This window comes from Micromonospora sp. CNZ280, assembly GCF_011759515.1.
Window position 1 is genome coordinate 497,730 of sequence record NZ_JAAOYP010000002.1, and the last position, 18,568, is coordinate 516,297.

The following is an 18,568-nucleotide window of genomic DNA, read 5'->3' on the forward strand; positions in this document are numbered from 1 at the left end:
TCACGATTCGGACCAGCCGGCGTAGCCGGCCGTCACCGCGTACACGGCCTTGAGGTTCTGCATGTTCGCCAGCTCCTGCTGCGGGATCTCGATCTTGTACTTCTTCTCGATCCGGGCGAGCATCTCGATCGCCCGCAGCGAGTCCGCCTCGTACTCCTCCTGGAAGTCCCCGGTGTCGGTCAGCTCCTCCGGCTCGACCTCCAGGACCTCCGCGACGAGTTCCCTGAGTTCCGCCAGACGCGTGTCGCCGTCAGCCATGGTCAACTGCTCCCTCCGATCGGTTGGTGGTCACGTGCCGTCCGGCCGTGCCGGTAGGGCGGTGCGCGGCCGGACGACCGCGGTGAGCGAGCCGTAGGTCGCGATCAGACGCGGGCCCACGCTGCTGCGGCCGGTGACGAAAGCAGCGCCGTCGCTGCGGTGCTCCAGCTCGACGACGTGGCGCACCACATCGCCCGGGTACGCCCGCCCGACGAACTCGCAGTCCCGGGCCGCGGCGAGCATGAGCACCTCGTCCGGGCGGGTCCCCCCGGCGCTGTGCAGCCAGAGCACCGCCGCGGCCTGGCCGAACGACTCCAGCAGCAGGCAGGACGGATAGGCGTACGCCTCGACGCCGTCGGCCGGGTCGAGCCCGGCGTAGCACGGCTCGATCCCGGAAACGGTCTTCACGGCGGTCAGCCCCACCCCGGGGCGCAGCTCCTCGACCCGGTCGAGCAGCAGCATGCCCGGCCCGTGCGGCAGCGTCCGGCGCAGCTGCGGGAAGTCCAGCCTCACCCCGACCACCCGCACTCCACCGTCGCGGTGGCCACCCGCACCCCGTCGCCGCGCCGGCAGTCGGCGCGCAACCGGACCGGGTGCGGCGGCGACACCTCCGTCGCCTCGGCGAGCACCCGCAGCCGGTCGCCAGGGCGCAGCGGCACCAGGAAGCGCAGCGACCGCACCGCGGTCAGCCGCAGCCGGCGGCCGGCCGGCGCGCCGAACGCCGCGGCCGCCGCCTGCACCACCGCCTCCAGCACGAACACGCCGGGGTAGATGGTCAGCCCGGGAAAGTGGTCCGGCAGGTACGGGCCGTCGTCGCGCACCCGCAACTCGCCGGTGATCCGCCGGACGTCGCCGTCCACGATGGCGGTCACCCGGTCGCAGGCGACCAGCGGCCGGACGGCGTCGAGGAGGTCGGTCACAGTACGATCCCCCCGTCCACCTGGAACACCTGGCCGGTGATGTAGGAGGCGTCGGCGGAGAGCAGGAAGGCGACCAGCCCGGCGACGTCGTCGGGGGTGCCGAAGCGGCGCAGCGGGATCGACTCGCGGGCCTTGACGCGCAGCCGGTCGGGCAGCCCCGCGGTCATCTCGGTCTCGATGAAACCGGGCGCCACCACGTTGGCCCGCAGCCCGTACGGGGCGATCTCCTTGGCCAGCGACCGGGTCAGCCCGATGATGCCGGCCTTGGCCGCGGCGTAGTTGGACTGCCCGGCGTGGCCGTACACCCCGGCCACCGAGGAGATGTTCACCATCGCGCCTCGGCGTCGCTTGAGGAACCGGTAGCCGACCGTGCGGCAGACGTTCCAGGTGCCGGTGAGGTTGGTGCGCAGCACGGCGTCCCAGTCCCGCTCGGCCATCAGCACGGTGGTCGCGTCGCGGGTGATGCCGGCGTTGTTGACCACCGCGGTCAGCGGCCCGAGCCGCTCCTCGGCGTCGGTCACCAGCGCGGTCACCGCGGCCAGGTCACCCACGTCGCAGGCGGCGAAGCAGGTCCGGACGCCGAGGTCGGCGACCGCCTTCTCGGTCTGCGCCGCGTCGTCGGCCCGGCCGGCGTAGCAGCCGGTGACGTCGAAGCCGGCGGCCGCCAGCCGCAGCGCTACCGCCCGGCCGATGCCCCGGGACGCCCCGGTGACCAGCACGTGCTCGCTCATCCGTTCCCCCGGCTGGTCGTGCCGGCCGTCTCCACCACGGAGAACCCGCAGGGCAGCCGGCGTACGGTGGGCGCGCCCAGGCCGGCCTTGGCGGCCAGCGCCGCGAAGCCCGCCTCGGTGCGCTGGCGACCGCCGAAGAGGACCAGCATCTTCAGGTCCATCGCCCGGCCGTTGCGGTCGTCGTCGGCGGGCATCTCCTCGACCACGAGCACCCGGCCGGCCGGGCCGGCCGCCGCGGCGCACCGGCCGAGGATCTCCCGCGCGGTCTCGTCGTCCCAGTTGTGCAGGATGTCGAAGAGCAGGTAGGCGTCGCCGCCGGCGGGCACCTCGGCCAGGAAGCTCCCGCCGACCACCGCGCACCGGCCGGTCAGCCCGGCCTCGGCCAGTCGCCGGCGGGCCTGCTCGGCCACCGGCGGCCGGTCCAGCAGGGTGCCGCGCAGGTGCGGGTGGGCGCGCAGCAGGGCGCCCAGGGTGCGGCCCACCCCGCCGCCGACGTCCACCACGTGCCGCACCCCGGTCCAGTCCAGCGCGGCGAGGTCCGGCACCACCCGGGCGGACTTGGCGGCCATCAGCCCGTCGAAGGAGTCGGCCCGGGCCGGGTCGGCGGCCAGGTCGTCCCAGAACGGCCGGTGGAACACCGCCGGGTAGCCCGGCCCGCCGGTGCGCACCGCGTGCAGCAGCCCGGCCAACGCCAGGTCCATCCGGCCGCCGGCGCCGTCCAGGTCGAGCCACTGCCGCAGGTCGCCGGTGGACCGGCTGGTGAGCATCCGGCCGGCCGGGGTGAGCGCGAACCGGTCCGGCGCGTCCTCCCGGTAGAGGCCGAGGGAGCAGAGGTAGCGCAGCAGCCGACCGAGCGCGTCGGCGTCGGCGCCGGTGGCCAGGGCCAACTCGCCGGCCGACCGGGGGCCGTCGCCCAGGTGGTCGGAGAGGCGCAGGGTGGCGGCCACCCGGATGGCGAAGGGCGGAAGCACCTCCAGCATCGAGGAGATGTCGCCGCGGCGGAGCGTCATGCCGGCCCCGACCCGGCGCCGGCGTCCCCGCTGGAGTAGAGCCGCCCGTCGCACCAGACGTACCGGACCCCGCCCCACTTGATCGCCGAGAAGGCGTCCGGGAAGAAGCCCCGGCCGGGCAGGTTCGCGCTGGTGTTGCAGAGCACCGGCACCCCGCTGCGGGCGTGGTACGCGGTGAGCAGCCGGAACAGCAGCGGATGGTCGGGCCCCACGGTCTGCAACCGGGCACTGCCGTCGGCGTGCACGATCGCCGGCACCCGGTCCCGCCACCCGGCGCGCACCTGGTGCTCGAAGAGCATGTACGGGTCGGGGGTGCCCGGGTCGAACACCTCGGGCGCCCGGTCGACCAGGCAGATCGGCGCCACCGGCCGGTACGCCTCGCGCAGCTTGATCCGGTTGAGCCGGTCCTGCATCCCCGGGTCGTCGGCCGGGGCGATGATGCTGCGGTGCCCCAGCGCCCGCGGCCCCAACTCGGCGCGGCCGTGGAGCACCACCACCGGTTCCCGCTCGCGGTGCAGCAGCTCGGCGACCTCCTCGATCTCGCACGGCCGCCAGGACCAGCCCGCCGGTGGGGCGTCGCCGTAGCCGACCGCGGGCCCGGCGAAGACCGACCAGGTCAGCGCGGCGGTGCCGGTACGCCGGATCAGCTCGGCGCAGGCCGCCCCGATGGCCGAGCCGGCGTCGTTGGGGAACGGCGGCACCCAGACGTCGGAGAACATCCCGCTGGCCCGGATCGCCGAGTTCCACTTGATGTTCAGCGCGCAGCCGCCGGAGAGGCAGAGCGGTTCGCCGGCGGCGGCGTACCGGGCGGCCGGACCGGCGCGCAGGCCGGCCAGCAGCAGCCGCAGCAGGTGCTCCTGGAAGCTGGCCAGCACGGCGGCGTCGGAGAGCCCCAGCGGGGCCAGCCGGCGCAGCACCTGGGCGCTCCAGATGAAGCCGCGGGTCACCTCGATCGGCAGCAGCCGCCGGGTCTGCTCGGTCATCACCGCGATCGCCGCCTCGTCCGGTTCGGCCAGCGCGGCGTACGCCATCGCCTTGCCGGAGATCGGCAGCAGCGCCTCCAGCTGGGCGAAGTCGCCCAGCCCGCCGAGCGAGCGGCGCTGCTCGGCCGAGACCCGGAACGGGGCGAAGTGCGAGGCGAAGACCGGGTAGAGCGCGCCGGCGATGCCGAGCACCGGGCCCAGCGCGGTCAGCGACCGGGCCACCGGGTCGAACCGGTAGAGCACCGCCGGCATCCCGCCGTCCCACACCAGGATCAGCGCGGGTTGGCCGGTGCGGGCGTACGGGCTGGTGCAGTAGCTGGCCAGGGCGTGGTCGGTGGCGTGCGGGTAGCTGGTGTGCGGCAGGTCCCGGCCGGCCACCGTGAGCCCGGCGCCGGTGATCCCATTGAGCGCCTCCGGGCTCTCCCCCGGCCCACCGAGCACCGCGTAGCCGGCGAGGTCGAGGGTGACCGCCGAGCCGTCCTCGCGGACCACCTCGGCGCCGGCCCGCCCGTCGCGGGACTGCACCCAGCCGTCCACGCTGACCGCCACCAGGTCGGCCACGTCGACGTCGTGCAGCGCGAGCTGGTGGGCGACGTCGGCGAGGTCGGACAGGTGCGCGTGGCGGCGCCGGTTGTCGATCTTCTCCGCCTCGACGGAGAAGAGCAGCCGGTCTCCGTCGATCGCCGCCACCGCGCCGTCGTGGGTCACCTTCAGGCCGCAGATCACCTGTCGACCGGTCACGCCTACCACCACCCCCACCCGCCGCCGGTGCGGCGCTCGGCGTCGTACGACGCCCCGACGACAATTACCCGTGGAATTGATCAGGCGGCTGACGGATTGCCATTCTTGGCATCCATCTGGCGCAACACGTAGTCCTCGATGTCCTTGATGGACCGGATGTTGCGCGCATTTTCCTCGTCGATGGGCGGCAGGTCGAACTCGTCCTCGAGCGCGAATGCGAGTTCGAGGAGAGCCAGGCTGTGGTACTCGAGATCCTCGACCAGAAGAGCCTCGTCGGTGACCTCAGGCTGCGGGTTCGGCGCGAGGTCCAGGATGATGTCCCGGAGCTGCGTTCTGACTTCTGATTCCGTTCGAGTCGGCACGTCGTGGACGTTAGTTCGACCCCTGCGGATGCGGAAGTGCGCGCGTATTCAGTTGCACAGCTCAGATGTCACCGCGGGTGTAGAGAATTCCCTCCGACCAGACGTACCGGGTCTGTCCCCAGGCCATGGCCGAGCCGGGGTCGGGGAAAAAGCCCTTGCCCGGGTGGTTGGCGCTGGTGTTGCAGAGCACCGGGACGCCGCTGAGCCGGTGGTAGGCGCGCAGCAGCTCGTAGGTCGGGCTGTTGGTGGCGTCCACGGTCTGCAACCGGGCGCTGCCGTCGACGTGCACGATCGCCGGCACCCGGTCCGCCCACTCCGGACGGACGTCGTGGGCGAAGAGCATGTACGGGTCGCGGGTGCCGGGCGCGAAGACCTCGGCAGCGTGCTCCTCCAGGCAGATCGGCGCCACCGGCCGGTACCCCTCCCGGTGCTTGAGCCGGTTGAGGGTGTCCCGCATGCCGGCGCTCACCGCCGGGGCGATGATGCTGCGGTGGCCCAGCGCCCGCGGCCCGAGCTCGGCCCGGCCGCTGACCACCACCACCGGCTCGTTCTCCCGGTGCAGCAGCTCGGCCAGGCCGGCGACGTCGCAGGGCCGCGCCGACCAGCCGGCCGGGACCAACCCGTCCCAGCGGATGCCCGGCCCGGCGAAGGCCGACCAGCGCACCGCGGAGCGGCCGGTGATCCGGACCATCTCGGCGCAGGCGGCGCCGATCGCCGAGCCGGCGTCGTTGGGGAACGGCGGCACCCACACCTCCTCGAAGAGGCCGCTGGCGCGCAGCCCGGCGTTCCAGGTGATGTTCAGGTGGCAGCCGCCGGAGAGGCAGAGCGGCAGGCCGGCCAGCTCCGGGGCGTCGCGCAGCGCCGCCCGCACCCCGGCCAGCAGCACCCGGAACAGGTACTCCTGGAACGAGGAGATCACCGTGGCGTCGGGCAGGCCCGAGCCGTCGAGCCGGCGCAGCACCTCCCGGGTCCAGCCGTACATCCGCAGGTGGGTGTCCGCCGGCGGCAGGTCGGCCGTGACCCGCTCCATCACCGCGATGGCGTCCTCGTCCGGCTTGCCGAGCGCGGCGTACGCCATCGCCTTGCCGGAGACCGGGAAGAGCGCCTCCATGCCGAACATCCGGTCCCGGTCGGGGCTGCGCCGGTCCACCCGGAACGGCGGGAAGTGCGAGGCGAAGATCGGGTAGAGCCCGCCCGAGGCGGGGCCGACCCAACCGACCCGGCGCAGCGCGCCGCCGCGGGGGTCGTACCGGTAGAGGAAGGGCGGCATCCCGCCGTCCCAGACCACCACCAGGGCCGGCCGGTCCTGCTCGGCGAAGGGCGAGGTGCAGTAGCTGGCGAACAGGTGGCCGGTGGAGTGGGTGTAGCTGGCGAAGCCGCCCGGCATCGGGTGCAGCGGCAGGCCGTCGCCGCGGACCGGCCGCACCGGCTCCGGCGGGCCGCCCGGCTCGTCGGAGTACCCGGCGACCGCCAGCGGGTGCGCCCGGCCGTCCCGGCCGCGCAGCTGCACGTACGAGGAGCCGTCCACCCGGGGCGTCCACCCGTCGACCGCGACATGCGTGACCTCGGCCGGGTCGACGCCGCTGGCCCGCAGCTCGTCGAGGATCTGGCCGGCGTCGGTGAGCCCGCAGTGGCGGGGTGAGTTGCCGATCTTCTCCGCCTCGGTGGAGAAGAGCAGGCGCCCGTCGGTGATCACCGCGACGGCGCCGTCGTGGGTCAGCTTGAGTCCGCAGATGACTGCCGTACCGGTCATGTCGAAGCCTTCCGCCGCGTGGCTGGGAGTGCCGTTCCTCCCCGGTGCCGCGGCGCCCGGCCCGCCGGTTGTTCAAGTGGGCAGTGTCCGCACTCGCTCACCCCGCCCCGCTCGAGCGGGGCGCTGGTCACCGGGCGCGGGTCGCGTCCAGGTGCCACGCAGCCGGAGCGGTGTCATCCTGACCCGCCTGGCCGGCCGCCGACAACGGCCGCAAGATACCGCCATGCCGACCACCGCTGAAGACGACCGACCGGCGACCGAGTCCCGGCTGCTGTCCTGGGTGGAGCGCCCCGGCCCGGGTGTGGTCCGGTTCGCCGCCGCCGGCGACGGCTGGGACGAATGGCCGTACGCCCGGTTGGCCGCCGCGGTGCGCCGGGTGGCGGGCGGGCTGCGCGCCGCCGGGGTGCGGCGCGACGACCGGGTGGTGCTGGTCGAGCCGACCGGCCCGGGCTTCGTCGCCGGCTACTACGGCACCATGCTCGCCGGTGCGGTGCCGACCCCGGTCGCACCGCCCGCGCTCGGCCAGGACCTCGCCGGCTACCTGGAGCACGTTCGGCACATCGTGGCCACGGCCGCGCCCCGGCTGGTGGTGACCGGCGGGACGCTGGCCGGGCCGCTGCGTCCGGTCGCCGGGGACGCCGGGGTGGTCCGCACCGCCGACCTGCTCGACGGTGCCGACGAGCCGACCGCCGGCCGGCGCGCCGGGCTGGCCCTGCTCCAGTTCACCTCCGGCTCGACCGGCAGGCCCCGCGCGGTACGCGTGCCGTTCGCCGCGCTGGAGCACAACGTCGCCGCGATCGGCCGGTGGCTGCGCCAGGGGCCGGCGGATCCCACCGCCTCCTGGCTGCCGCTGCACCACGACATGGGTCTGATCGGCTGCCTGCTCACGCCGGTGGCGCACCAGGGCGACCTGTGGCTGCTCACCCCGCAGCAGTTCGTCCGCGACCCGCTGCGCTACCTGCGCTGCTTCGGCCAGCGCGGGGCGCGGCTGACCGCCATGCCGACCTTCGGGCTGCGGCACGTGGTCGACCGGGTACGCCCCGAGCAGCTCGCCGGGCTCGACTTCGCGGCCTGGCGGGCGGTGATCGTCGGGGCCGAGCGGGTCTCCCCGGCCGCGCTGGAGGACTTCTGGCGGCTGCTCGCCCCGCACGGGCTGGACCGGCGGGCCCTGCTGCCGGCGTACGGGCTGGCGGAGGCGACCCTCGCGGTGACCGGCGGCGCGCTGGACGAGCCGTGGCGGACGGCCCGGGTGGACCCGGCACGGATCCCGCTCGGCGGTGCACCCGGCGATGGCCCGGCCGCCGCGCCCCTGGTCGGCTGCGGCGCCCCGCTCGACGGCGTGTCGGTGCGGATCGTCGACGACACCGGCCGCCCGCTGCCGGACGGGCGGGTGGGCGAGATCGAGGTGGGCGGGCGCTGCGTCGCGGCCGGCTACCTCGGCGACCCGGCCGGGACGTCCGCCCGGTTCACCGCCGGCACCCTGCGCACCGGTGACAGCGGGTTCCTGCACGACGGGCAGCTGTACGTGCTCGGCCGGCTCGGCGACAGCCTGAAGCTGCGTGGCCGAACCCTGTTCGCCGAGGACGTGGAGGCGGCCCTGGAGGCCGCGGGCCTGCCCCGGCACCGGCACACCGTCCTGCTCGGACACGCCGACCGGCCGGTGGCGATGGTGCTGCTGGAGAACGCCGAGCCGGACTGGGAACGGCGGGCCGGCGCGGTCGTCGGTCGACTCACCGAGGGTGCGGAGTTGATCGCGCTCCGCGTTCCCGTCGGTACAATCCTGCGGACCACCAGCGGAAAGCCGAGACGCCGCGTGATGTGGCAGCGCTTCCGCGACGTCAACGGAGGGAGCCACCGTGCACGCTGAGGTCGACGCGCTGGTCATCGGCGCCGGGGTGAGCGGGCTGAGCACCGCCATCTGCCTGCAGGAGGCGGGGCTGCGGGTGCTCGTCCGGGCCACGCAGCCACCGGAACGCAGCACCTCGATGATGGCCTCGGCGATGATCGGACCCAGCTTCGCCGGCCCCGGCGACCCCGCGCTCGGCTGGCAGCGGGAGACCGTCCGCCGGCTCACCCCGGACACCCCCGGCGTACGCGTGCTGGACGGGCGGATGGCGGCCCGGCCGGCGGGGATGGTCCCGCCCGGGGTGGAACGGTTCGAGGGCTACCGCCCGTGCCGCCCGGAGGAACTGCCCGAGGGCTACGGCACCGCGTTCTGGGTCCGCCAGCCGGTGGTCGACATGCCGCCGTACCTGCGGCACCTCGCCGACCGGTTCGCCGCCGGCGGCGGGCGGCTGGTGCTGGAGCCGGTGCGCTCGCTGGACGAGGCGGCCGAGGTCGCGCCGCTGGTGGCCAACTGCGCCGGCCTGGGCGCCGCGGAGCTGACCGGCGACCGGCAGCTCAAGCCGGTCCGTGGCCCGAAGATCGTGGTGGCGAACCCGGGCATCGAGCACTTCTTCATCGAGGCGCCGCTGGGGCCGATCTGGGCCGGTTTCATCCCGCACGGCGACCGGGTGGTGCTCGGCGGCACCCACCGCGACGCCGCCGACACCACCCCGGACGAGGCGGAGGCGGCCGAGATCATCCGACGGTGCGCGGTGGTCGAGCCGCGGCTGGCCGACGCGCCGGTGCTGGAGCACTCGGTAGGGCTGCGCCCGGGCCGGCCGGCGCCCCGGCTGGAACTGGAGAAGCTCGGCCGGGCGCGGATCGTGCACAACTATGGCCACGCCGGCACAGGGGTCATGCTGTCGTGGGGATGCGCCAAGGAGGCGGCCGACCTGCTGGTGTCGTGACGCGGGTCGGGCCGGCCCCACCGACCGACCAGAAGGGACATCGGGGATGACGGACTCCCGGCCCGACGAGTCGCAGTTGATCTCGGAAGCCGTGGCGTACGCGGCGGGACTGGACGCCTCGGGGGTCCGCCGGGAACTGTCCGCCCCGCAGGGGCCGCACCGGTGGCCCCGGCACCGGCTCAACGAGGTGGACCTGGAGTGGCGGCGCTGGCGGCTGCGCCGCTGGCTCGCCGCCGACGACGACCCGCCCGGCTCGATCAAGCTCTTCGAGCGGCTCGCGGTGGCCGCCGGAATGCCGCCGGCGGCCACCGCCCCGCTCGCCGCCGAGGTCGGCGGGGCGCTGACCACGCTCAGCTACGACGAGATGTTCCCGCAGGGGCCGCTGATCGCCAAGGCGATGCAGGCCCGGGTGGTGCGGCAGGTCGCCGCCCGGGAGACCGACGAGCAGTACGCGGCCATGATGCTCGCCTCCACCCGCCGCCGCGAGGACTACCTGCGCAAGCTGCCCGACGACACCTGGTGGATGATCGGCGACCTGATCTCGGAGGCCACCCGGCGAGCCTGCGTGGCCGAGATCGCCACGTTGCCGGCCAGCGCCGGCGCCGCGTACGACGGCGGGCTCAGCCCCGGCTGGGACAAGGAGCACGACGCCCTGGTCAGCCGCTCCTGCAACGCCTACCTGGGCGCCGGGCCGACGCTGGTGGCGATCCACGAGGATCCGGCGCTGGTGGCGCAGATCTCGGCGCGGATGGGCCGGCGGATGTACCCGACCCGGTGCACCTACCTGGAGTACCGGCCGGGCGACTTCCTCGGCGTACACACCGACCAGCCGACCTGCGAGGTGTCGCTGCTGTTCACGGTCGACGGCGAACCGGGCCCGATGCGCTCCTACTTCGACCGGACGGCCACCGATCCGGCCGCGCTGCACCGCTGGGTGCACGACAACGGCCAGTTCCCCGACGGCGGCCGGGACTTCGTCTACCGGCCCCGGGAGGGCTTCGCGCTCACCGGCCGGGCCGTGCCGCACGCCCGGCTGCCGCAGCAGGAGACCGCCTTCATCGGCGCGCTGTTCTACAGCGGCCTGGTCTGAGCAGCTACCGGGGCGCGGTCGGTGGGCGCCGGCGCACCTGCGCCGCGGTGTACTCGGCCAGCCCCAGCCGGCCACCCTCCAGCCCGATCCCGCTGCACTTCATGCCGCCGAAGGGCTGGTCGGGCCCGAGCAGGGCGTGCCCGTTGACCCAGACCGTGCCGCACTCGAGCCGGCCGGCCACCGCCCACGCCCGGTCCGGGTCGGCCGACCAGACCGACCCGCCGAGCCCGTAGGAGCTGGCGTTGGCGCGGCGCACCGCGTCCTCGACATCCCGGTACGGCACCACCGGCAGCACCGGGCCGAACTGTTCCTGGTCGACCACCGGGTCGCCGTCGTCGACGCCGGTCAGCACGGTCGGGGCGTAGTACAGGCCCGGCCCGTCCGGCGCAGCGCCGCCGGCCGCCACCCGAGCGCCCCGGGACCGGGCCGCGGCCACCAGGTCGGCGATCCGGCTGAACTGCCGCCGGTGCGCCAGCGGCCCCAACTGGGTGCCCTTGGCGGTCGGGTCACCGACCCGGGCCGACCGGGCCCGGTCGGCCAGCGCGTCCACCAGCCGGGCGTGCAGCCGCCGCGGCGCGTACAACCGTTTGATCAGGACGCACGCCTGCCCGTTGTTGGCGAACGAGTCCCAGAACAGCCGCTCGGCCAGCTCGTCCGGGTCGGCGTCGTCGAGCACCACGGCCGGGTCGTTGCCGCCCAGTTCCAGCACGTACCGCTTCAGGTCGCCGCCGGCCCGGGCGGCGACCCGGCGTCCGGCCGGCACCGAGCCGGTGAACGTGACGTGCGCGGGCACCGGGTGGGCCACCATCGCCGCGCCGAGCGCGTCGTCCCCGCTGAGCACGTTCACCAGCCCCGCCGGCAGCACCCCGGCGAGCACCCGGCCCAACTCCAGGGTGGCCAGCGGCGCGTACGGGGACGGCTTCAGCACCACCGCGTTGCCGGCCCGCAGCGCCGGGGCCAGCTTCGCCGCGGCCACCGCCACCGGGAAGTTCCATGGCGTGACGGCGGCGACCACCCCCAGCGGGCGCCGGACCAGCTCGGCGTAGCCGCGCCGGTCGTCCTGGAGCACCTCGGGAGGCAGCTCCAGGTCGGCGTGGTGGCGCAGGGTGGCCGCGGCGGCGTACGCCTCGCCGACCGCCAGCGGCAGCGGCTTGCCCATCTCGGCGGTCACCAGCGCACCGATCCGCCCGGCGGCGGCGCCGACCGCCTTGGCGGCGGCGCGCAGCCGCTCGCGCAACGCGGTCTCGTCGGCGCTCCACTGGCGCCACGCCCCGGCCGCGGCCCACATCGCGGCGTCCACCTGCTGCGGAGTGCAGACCGGCGCCAGCCCGCAGACCGCGCCGGTGGCCGGGTTCACCACCTCGACCTGCCGGTCGCCGGGCACCGCGGCGCCGTCGATCGTCATCGGCACCGGCTCCATCACGCCGCCCCCGCCTGCGCGGCGACATGGATCGACGGGTACGCCGGCGTGAAGCCCAGCCCGGCCCGCGCGGCGCTGGTGTCCACCTCGCCGCCGAACTGGTCGGTGTCCAGCACCGGTGCGTCGGCCGACTCGCCGTGCGGCAGCCTCACCTGCTCGGCCAGCGCGGCCAGCTCGGCGGCGGTCACCGGGGCGTCGTCGGCGATGTTGAACACCCCGGTCGCGCCGGCCGCCAGCGCGTGCAGCACGCTCTGCCGCACGTCGGCGTGGTGCACCAGGTGCAACCGCTGCTCCCCGGGGGCTCGGCGGGCCCAGGCGAACGCGTCCACCAGGTGCGGGTCGCCCTCGCCGTAGGTGTAGGCGACCCGGAGCACGCACACCCCCAGCGGGGTGTCGAAGTAGCCGGACACCGCCCGTTCCGCGCCCAGCTTCGCGGCGGGGAACGGCGCGCCCGCCGGGTCGCGCAGCGGATCGTCCTCGCGGGTGGCCCGGCCGGGCGTCGGGCGGTAGATGAGGTAGCTGCTCAGCTGCACGAACCGGCGGGCGCCGGCGGCCAGCGCGGCGGCGGCGAGCCGGTCGGTGGCCAGGTGGTTGAGCCGGTCGGCCTCCCGCGCGTCGATGCCGGTGAACGCGCTGGCGATGTGCACCACGGCGTCCATCCCCTCGACCGCGCGCCGGCAGGTGTCCGGGTCGGTGAGGTCGCCCACCACCAGGTCCCGGTTGCCGCCGGCGGGGCCGCCCGCCGGGTTCCAGACGGCCAGCCGCAGCCGCAGCCCGCGGGCCCGCAGCAGCGGGATGAACCGGGCACCGACCCGGCCGGTGGCCCCGGTGAGCAGCACGGCGGTCATCGGACGGCCACCAGCTCGTCGGCGCGGTCGAACACCGGCCGTCCGGTGGCGGCCAGCCGCTCCAGCAGGGTGACGCCGTGTCCGGTCGGCGGCATGGCGCGCATCTCCCGGCGCAGCCGTTCGGCGTTGGCCCGGTACAGCGGCTCGTCGAGCACGGCGCGGACCGCGGCGCGGACCCGCGCCGGGTCGAGGGTGCGGTGGTCCAGCCGCACCGCGGCGCCGGCCGCGGCGAGCCGGTGCGCGTGGTACGGCTGGTCCACCGCCACCGGGACAGCCACCATCGGCAGGCCGTGCCGCAGCGCCCCGACGGTGGTCAGGTACCCGGCGTGCTGCACCACCGCGGCGCAGCGCGACAGCACCGCCTCCTGCGGGATGTAGTGCGCCGCGTGGATGTTCGGGCCGAGTGCGGCGAGCGGGGCCGGGTCCACCCCGGACCCGACGGTCATCACCACCGACACGTCCTCGTCGCGCAGCGCCTCGGCGACGGTGGCGAAGAGCGGCCCCACCTGGTTGAACGCGGTGCCCATGGTGACGTAGACGACCGGCCGGTCGGGCAGCGCGGCGAGCCAGGCCGGCACCTCGTCGCCGACCTGGTAGAGCGGCGGCTGGATCAGGTGCGCCACGTCCGGCTCGGCCGGGCCGTCGAACCAGCTCAGCGGGTTCGCGGTCAGCGGCTGCCAGCTCGGCAGGTACGCGTCGAGGTAGAGGTACGGGTAGAGCCGTTCCAGCCCCGGGTCGGCGGGCAGGCCGAGCCGCCGCCGCGCCGCGTTCCAGGGTTCGGCCATCACCTCGGCGAGCACCGGCCGGGGCAGTCGCGGCAGCTGCCCGAGGGCCGCGTACGGCACCCCGGCCGCGTCGGCGGCGAGCGGCGCGGCCCACTCCAGCGACTCGTGCAGCACCACGTCCGGGCGCAGCTCGCGGAGCAGGTCGACCAGGCCGGCCACCATCGAGCCGGTGGCCAGGCTCATCAGCCGCAGCCGTCGCCGCGGGTCGTCGAAGGCGCCGGCCCGGGGGCCGTCGGCGAGCCAGGCCGGCCCCACCTCCCGGACGGCGAACCCGGCGCGGGTCACCCAGTGCCCCATCCCCCGGCCGGTGGCCACCACCACCTCGTGCCCGGCGTCCACGGCGGCCCGGGCGAGCGGGGCGACCGCGTGGAAGTGGCCGACCGCCGGCTGACACGTGACGACGAGTTTCATGCCACCGCACCTCCCTGGCGCCAGTCCTCGCGGTATCCGCGAGCGGTGATGCCGGCCACGCAGCCGGCCAGATCGCGTCCCCGGGAGCCGCGCACCACGGCGTCCGGCCGCCCGCCGCCGGCCACCTCGGCGACCACCGCGGCGGTGGCCCGGGCCAGCTCCGCCACCTCGGCGTCGCCGACCCGCCGGAAGCCCAGGTCGTTGGTGCCGATCCGGATGCCGCTGGTCTCCGCCGCCGATCGGGGGTCGCGCGGGACGAGGTTCATGTTGACCAGCACGCCGAGGCGGCGCAGCACGTCGGCGACCTGCCGGCCGGTGACCGCCACCGCGCGCAGGTCGGCCAGGACCAGGTGGCTGTCGGTGCCGCCGGAGACCACCGGTACCCCGTGGTCGGCCAGCGCCCCGGCGAACGTCCGCGCGTAGCGCACCACCCGGCGCATCGCCGCGGCGAACTCCGGGCGGGCGGCGAAGCCCAGCGCGACCGCCTTCGCGGCGATGCCGCCGAAATCCGGGGTGCCCTGGAAGCCGGGAAAGACCGCCCGGTCCACCGCCCGGGCGCTGAGCCGGGACGACGCCCCGCGCAGCAGCAGGCCGCCGCGCGGCCCGCAGAGCTGCTTGTACGTCGAGGTGGTGATCACGTCGCAGTGCGGCACCGGGGACGGGTGGGCGCCGGCGGCGACCAGCCCGCTGACGTGGCTGACGTCGGCCATCAGCAGCGCGTCCACCTCGTCGGCGGCGGCCCGGAACGCGGCGAAGTCCAGCTGCCGGGGGTACGCCGAGCCGCCGCAGATCAGCAGCCGCGGCCGGACCTGCTTGACCAGCACGGCCAGCGCGGCGTAGTCGATCAGGCCCCGCTCGTCGACCTCGTAGTAGCTGGCGGTGACCCGCTTGGCGATGCTGGCGCCCCGGGAGACGTGAGTCAGGTGCCCGCCGTGGTCCAGTTCCAGGGCCAGCACGGTGTCGCCCGGGTCGAGCAGGCCGTAGAGCACGGCGAGGTTGGCCGCCGAGCCGGAGAGCGGCTGCACGTTGGCGTGCGGGGCGCCGAACAGCCGCTCGGCGCGCCCGCGGGCCAGCTGCTCGACCTGGTCGACGACCTCGGTGCCCGGGTGGTAGCGGCCGCCGGCGTAGCCCTCGGCGGTCACCGAGCTGAACAGCAGCGCGTGCGCCACCAGGGCGGCCGGCAGGGTGGGGCTGGCCGCGGCGACCAGGTTCAGCGTCCCGCGCTGGCGGCGCAGCTCGGCGTGCGCGAGGCGGACCAGCGGGGCGTCCCGCCGGTCGAGCGAGACCAGCGCGTCGGCGCACCAGGCGCGGACGGCGGCCAGGTCGGCCGGGGCGTCCAGGCCGGTCACGGCGTGGCCCAGGCGTCGGTGCGGACACGCAGCCGGCGGACGATCTCACCGACCAGGGCCCGGCGGTGCGGCTGGAGGTAGAAGTGGTCGCCGGTGAAGACCCGCACGTCACACCCGGCGGTGGTGACCGTCCCCCAGCCGGGCAGCACGGCGAGGTCCACGTCCGGGTCCGCGTCGCCGCTGACCGCGAGGACGGGACAGGTCAGCGGCGGACCGGCGGACGGCCGGTAGGTCTCGCTGAGCCGGTAGTCGGCGCGCAGCACCGGCAGCACCAGGGCGCGCAGCTCCGGGCTCTCCAAGACCGCCCGGCTGGTGCCGCCGGCCCGGGCGACGTCCGCCCAGAGCGCGTCGTCGTCCATCAGGTGCACCGCCCGCGACGGGTCGAACGGCGCCTGGCGTCCGGAGACCACCAGCAGCGCCGGCGGCGCGCCGGCGGTCGCCAGCCGGCGGGCCACCTCGTAGCCGACCGCCGCACCGAGGCTGTGTCCGAACAGCACCAGCGGCACGTCGGTGGCGCGCAGCACGTCGGCGTACCGGTCGGCCAGCTCGCCGAGGTCGGTGGCGGGCGGCTCGCGCAGCCGGTCCTCCCGGCCGGGGTACTGCGCGGCCAGCAGCTCGACGTCGGCCGGCAGCTCGTCGGCCCACGGCCGGAAGAAACTGGCGCTGCCACCGGCGTGCGGGAAGCAGGCCAGCCGCGCGGTCGCCACCGGCACCGGCCGGTAGCACTGGAGCCAGGGCGTCGCCGCCCGGCCCGGATAGGCGTTCACGTCAGCACCTCGTGCTCCCCCTCGATCAGGTCCCCGGCCGCGAGGAACCGCGGCTCGTCCCGGCGGACCAGCTCCACCGGGCCCAGCAGCTGGGTGATCTCCCGGGTCAGCTGGCACAACCCGAGGTGGTACTGCCCGTCGGTCATCGGGTCCGCCCCGCGGGCCACGTCGTCGGTGAGCCGCCGCACCGCGACCCGGACCGCCTCGGGCCAGAGCGTGTCGAGGGTCTGCGCCCAGCTCGGCGCGGCCGGCGGCCCGATCGGGGTGGTGCCGGCGAGGGCGAGGTGGTCGACGCCGAGCCGGTCGAAGCCGGCCGCGCCGGCCGCCTCCCGGGGCAGGTGCGGCCGGACGGTCCAGAGCACCGGGCCGGTGCTGGAGACCAGGGTCAGCTGCCCGCCCTCGGTGCCGATGGTGATCCGGTGCCACAGGTGGGCGTGGTTGTCCGGCTCCCGCGGGTCCATCTGGTGCTGCACCCGCAGCGTGGTGGGCACCCCGGCGAACACCCCGTCGAGGCTGCGGAACGGCACGTCCAGCGGCGTCAGGGCGCGCACCGCCGCCGGCAGCGGGGCCGGCGGCGCGAATCCCCACGGTCGCAACCGGCCGAGCGCGGCACCGAGCACGTCGAGCAGCGGGTAGAGCACCTGGACGCTGCCCGCCGCGTCCACGAAGAGCGGCGGCTGCCGGCGCAGCAGCGCCCGGGCCGCGGCGACGAACCGGCGCACCGGCGCCACATGCACGTGGTGGCTGTTGAGCCGGTACGCGACCCGGTTGGCCCGCGCGGCGCGCAGGCACCCGGCCAGCTCGTCGGCGTGCAGCGGGTGTTCCTGCAGCACGTGGATCCCCCGGGACATCAGCGCCTGCGCGAGCCGGGCGCCGGGCCCGCCGGTGATCGCCGAGCCGACCACCACGCAGGCCACCGTGACGTCCCCGGGCAGCTCGTCGGGGTGCCGGTAGAGCGGCACGCCCCACCGGCGGGCACAGGCGGACGACCGGTCGCTGCCCCGGGCCAGGATGCCGGCCAGCTCCACCGGTGACTCGGGCGCGGCCAGCCCGGCGAGGTAGACGCGGCCGAACCCGGTGCCGCAGACCACCGCCCGGGGCCGGGTCACAGCACCCCCTCCTCGACCGTCGCGGCGTCGGCGGCGGCCCCGTCGAACAGATCGAACGCGCGCACCACCCGGGTGGCCCGCAACGCCTCGACCAGCTCGGCGGCGGCAAGCCCCTCGGCGGCCAGGTGCGCGCCCGGTGGCACCCGGCCGGCGAGCACCTGGCCGGCGGCGAGCGCGCAGACCGTACCGGTGATCTCGGAGGTGTCCGCCGAGCGCAGCACCAGCGTGCGGGTGCGCTCGTCCCCGTCCGGCCCGGTGCCGCCCAGCTCGAAGACCAGCAACTGGTACGGGCGCTTGCCGAACATGTCCAGCTCCGCCGCGGCGGCCAGGTCCCGGGCGGCGGCGCTCAGGTCGCCCTCCCCGCTCATGGCGCCCTGCAACCGGCTCAGCGTGGCCATCATCGCCGCCCCGCCGTCGAAGACCGCGTGCCAGCGCAGCTCGGTGAGCCCGAGCTGCACGGCGAGCCGCTCCCCCTCGTAGCCCAGGTACGGGTAGGCGGTGACCCGGCCCGGGAAGAACGGCAGCTCCACGTCGGTCAGCGCGCCCGCCGCCCGGGTGACCCGCCGGCCGTCCAGCCAGACCGCCTGCGACTCCTCGTCCCGGGTGCGCAGGCTGAGCAGGTAGTCCACCGCGCCGGCCGGGGTCAGCCGGTCCATCACCCCGACGTGGACGACCAGCCGGCGGGGCCGGTGGAACTCGGTGGCGGCGAGCCAGCGGGGCAGCAGCCCGGTCAGCCCCGGCATCAGGCCGGCCGTGACCAGCGCGGTCCGGCCCTGTCTGGTGAGCCCGAGCGGGGTGAGCCGGTCCAGCAGCGGCAGGTCACCGCCAGCGTCGACGTAGTCGGCGCCGGCGGCCAGAGCCGCCCTGGCCACCCGGTCGACCACCAGGTACGACGCGGCGCTGGCGTTGACCACCAGCCGGCAGCCGGCGCAAAAGCGGCGCAACGCCTCGTCGTCGTAGACGTCCACCGCCATCGCCTCGGCCCGGCCGGCCAGCTCCCGGCGGACCAACTCCTCGGCGGCGGCCAGCCGGCGACCGCCGATCCGCAGTCGGTACTCCGGCCCGAGCAGTCGGTGCAGCCGGCGGGCCACCGCGCCGCCCACCGCGCCGGACCCGCCGACGACCCCGATCAGCGCGCTCACCGGTGCCCACCCTTCGTTCGCGACTGCGGGGCGCGCAACCCCGGCGCACTCCTCGCGCTCACCGGTGCCCACCCTTCGTTTCGCGACTGCGGGGCGC

Annotated in this window: 18 protein-coding genes; 3 read left to right on the top strand and 15 right to left on the bottom strand. The window is 75.7% G+C overall.

Annotation, left to right across the window (positions count from 1 at the left end; translation table 11 throughout):
* From FHX32_RS17335 to FHX32_RS17370, 8 genes are all read right to left on the bottom strand, one after another.
* A complete protein-coding gene (locus FHX32_RS17335; RefSeq protein ID WP_088993393.1) occupies window positions 1–258 on the bottom strand; it encodes an acyl carrier protein in 258 nt (85 codons plus the stop codon).
* Window positions 259–288: 30 nt separating this feature from the next.
* Window positions 289–780 carry a 3-hydroxyacyl-ACP dehydratase FabZ family protein gene (locus FHX32_RS17340; protein ID WP_486481150.1) on the bottom strand — a complete coding sequence of 164 codons (492 nt, stop codon included), beginning with the start codon at window positions 778–780 and terminating at the stop codon, window positions 289–291.
* Window positions 768–1,178, bottom strand: coding sequence for an ApeI family dehydratase (locus FHX32_RS17345; RefSeq protein ID WP_167183912.1), 411 nt, complete (start codon window positions 1,176–1,178; stop codon window positions 768–770). Before FHX32_RS17345 ends, FHX32_RS17340 begins: the two co-directional genes overlap by 13 nt.
* Window positions 1,175–1,909: a 3-oxoacyl-[acyl-carrier-protein] reductase gene (gene fabG / locus FHX32_RS17350; RefSeq protein WP_167183915.1), complete on the bottom strand. Its 735-nt coding sequence runs from the start codon at window positions 1,907–1,909 to the stop codon at window positions 1,175–1,177. The genes FHX32_RS17345 and fabG overlap by 4 nt, the downstream gene beginning before the upstream one ends.
* Window positions 1,906–2,919, bottom strand: a complete 1,014-nt coding sequence (locus tag FHX32_RS17355) for a methyltransferase (RefSeq protein ID WP_167183918.1) — start codon at window positions 2,917–2,919, stop codon at window positions 1,906–1,908. Before FHX32_RS17355 ends, fabG begins: the two co-directional genes overlap by 4 nt.
* A complete protein-coding gene (locus tag FHX32_RS17360) occupies window positions 2,916–4,643 on the bottom strand; it encodes a carbamoyltransferase N-terminal domain-containing protein (protein WP_167183921.1) in 1,728 nt (575 codons plus the stop codon). The genes FHX32_RS17355 and FHX32_RS17360 overlap by 4 nt, the downstream gene beginning before the upstream one ends.
* An 80-nt stretch (window positions 4,644–4,723) precedes the next feature.
* Window positions 4,724–5,005: a phosphopantetheine-binding protein gene (locus FHX32_RS17365; RefSeq protein ID WP_088993388.1), complete on the bottom strand. Its 282-nt coding sequence runs from the start codon at window positions 5,003–5,005 to the stop codon at window positions 4,724–4,726.
* Between the two features lie 61 nt (window positions 5,006–5,066).
* Window positions 5,067–6,758 carry a carbamoyltransferase C-terminal domain-containing protein gene (locus FHX32_RS17370; protein ID WP_167183924.1) on the bottom strand — a complete coding sequence of 564 codons (1,692 nt, stop codon included), beginning with the start codon at window positions 6,756–6,758 and terminating at the stop codon, window positions 5,067–5,069.
* A gap of 223 nt (window positions 6,759–6,981) precedes the next feature.
* On the opposite strand from FHX32_RS17370, the gene FHX32_RS17375 reads away from it, so the two are divergent.
* The 3 genes from FHX32_RS17375 to FHX32_RS17385 are packed head-to-tail and all read left to right on the top strand — an operon-like array spanning window position 6,982 to window position 10,640.
* Window positions 6,982–8,625 (top strand): AMP-binding protein, encoded by a 1,644-nt coding sequence (locus FHX32_RS17375; RefSeq protein WP_167183927.1) that lies wholly within the window; start codon window positions 6,982–6,984, stop codon window positions 8,623–8,625.
* Complete coding sequence (locus FHX32_RS17380; protein WP_486481151.1) at window positions 8,615–9,550, top strand: FAD-dependent oxidoreductase; 936 nt, start codon at window positions 8,615–8,617, stop codon at window positions 9,548–9,550. The genes FHX32_RS17375 and FHX32_RS17380 overlap by 11 nt, the downstream gene beginning before the upstream one ends.
* A gap of 46 nt (window positions 9,551–9,596) precedes the next feature.
* Window positions 9,597–10,640 carry a hypothetical protein gene (locus tag FHX32_RS17385; RefSeq protein ID WP_167183930.1) on the top strand — a complete coding sequence of 348 codons (1,044 nt, stop codon included), beginning with the start codon at window positions 9,597–9,599 and terminating at the stop codon, window positions 10,638–10,640.
* Between the two features lie 4 nt (window positions 10,641–10,644).
* Here FHX32_RS17385 and FHX32_RS17390 read toward each other — a convergent pair whose 3' ends face one another.
* The 7 genes from FHX32_RS17390 to FHX32_RS35155 are packed head-to-tail and all read right to left on the bottom strand — an operon-like array spanning window position 10,645 to window position 18,471.
* Window positions 10,645–12,045 carry an aldehyde dehydrogenase family protein gene (locus FHX32_RS17390; RefSeq protein ID WP_486481152.1) on the bottom strand — a complete coding sequence of 467 codons (1,401 nt, stop codon included), beginning with the start codon at window positions 12,043–12,045 and terminating at the stop codon, window positions 10,645–10,647.
* 14 nt (window positions 12,046–12,059) lie between these two features.
* Window positions 12,060–12,908 carry an NAD-dependent epimerase/dehydratase family protein gene (locus tag FHX32_RS17395; protein WP_167183933.1) on the bottom strand — a complete coding sequence of 283 codons (849 nt, stop codon included), beginning with the start codon at window positions 12,906–12,908 and terminating at the stop codon, window positions 12,060–12,062.
* The gene (locus FHX32_RS17400) at window positions 12,905–14,104 is read right to left on the bottom strand and encodes a glycosyltransferase (RefSeq protein ID WP_167183936.1); all 1,200 of its coding nucleotides are present in this window, start codon (window positions 14,102–14,104) and stop codon (window positions 12,905–12,907) included. The genes FHX32_RS17395 and FHX32_RS17400 overlap by 4 nt, the downstream gene beginning before the upstream one ends.
* On the bottom strand, window positions 14,101–15,453 hold the full coding sequence (locus FHX32_RS17405; protein ID WP_167183939.1) for a serine hydroxymethyltransferase: 1,353 nt from the start codon (window positions 15,451–15,453) through the stop codon (window positions 14,101–14,103). Before FHX32_RS17405 ends, FHX32_RS17400 begins: the two co-directional genes overlap by 4 nt.
* Window positions 15,450–16,220, bottom strand: a complete 771-nt coding sequence (locus FHX32_RS17410) for an alpha/beta fold hydrolase (protein ID WP_167183942.1) — start codon at window positions 16,218–16,220, stop codon at window positions 15,450–15,452. Before FHX32_RS17410 ends, FHX32_RS17405 begins: the two co-directional genes overlap by 4 nt.
* Entirely contained in the window at window positions 16,217–17,329 is a 1,113-nt protein-coding gene (locus tag FHX32_RS17415) for a Gfo/Idh/MocA family oxidoreductase (RefSeq protein ID WP_167183945.1), read from the bottom strand. The genes FHX32_RS17410 and FHX32_RS17415 overlap by 4 nt, the downstream gene beginning before the upstream one ends.
* Complete coding sequence (locus tag FHX32_RS35155) at window positions 17,326–18,471, bottom strand: saccharopine dehydrogenase NADP-binding domain-containing protein (RefSeq protein ID WP_167183948.1); 1,146 nt, start codon at window positions 18,469–18,471, stop codon at window positions 17,326–17,328. The genes FHX32_RS17415 and FHX32_RS35155 overlap by 4 nt, the downstream gene beginning before the upstream one ends.
* Window positions 18,472–18,568: the final 97 nt, after the last annotated feature.